The organism is Mesorhizobium sp. WSM4829 (assembly GCF_055811475.1).
The window spans coordinates 1-672 of sequence record NZ_JBVVQJ010000134.1 but is presented as its reverse complement, the minus strand read 5'-3'; the positions used below and the strand labels follow the sequence as shown (position 1 = coordinate 672).

Here is a 672-nt window from a genome sequence, read left to right as displayed (position 1 = left end):
CTTCCCTAGTCGTTGCTTGCCGCCGCTCGACTTCTGCCGAGGGACCAGCCCGAGCCAGGCGGCGAAATCGCGACCGCACTTAAAGGCTTCCATCGGTGGCGCAAAGGTTTCAATGGCAAGGGCAGCGATAGGGCCGACACCGGGCATGGTTTGCAAGCGCCGAGATGTTGCAGCTTGCTTGGACAGCGTGTCGATCGTCTTCTTCAATGCCGCGAGCCGGCTGCTCAACTGTTCGATCTGGTCAAGGAGAGCGCTGCAGATGTCGCGGACTAGATCCGGCAGGTCTGCGCTCTCGTCCTCGACGATCTCTGCCAGACGTGGCAGGTGGCCGATGCCTTGCGGAGCAACATAACCGAACTCATAGAGGTGCGCGCGCAGCGCATTCACCAATTCGGTTCTCTGATTCACGAACTGCTCTCTGGTGCGAAACACGATAGCCCGGGACTGCTGCTCCTTGGTCTTCGGTTCGACAAAGCGCATTGTCGGTCGTTGCGCTGCTTCGACGATCGCCTCCGCATCGGCGACGTCGTTCTTCTCTGGTTGCCGCCCTTGATGCAAGAAGCCTTCCAACCTGATGTGCCGGTGATCGAGTGCGTTCTTCTCTCAGGCCTGTCGTTGCGGCCTTTCAAGAAGCCGCGGGCCGGTATGGTGATCTGCGGATCGGGTCCAAAT

Annotated in this window: 1 protein-coding gene; it reads right to left on the bottom strand. The window is 59.8% G+C overall.

Translation table 11 applies throughout. The features are described from left to right. Nucleotides 1-558, bottom strand: a 558-nt coding sequence (locus AC0L17_RS34530) for an IS110 family RNA-guided transposase (protein WP_473518996.1), incomplete at its 3' end; no start/stop codon positions are given. Nucleotides 559-672 lie beyond the last annotated feature (114 nt).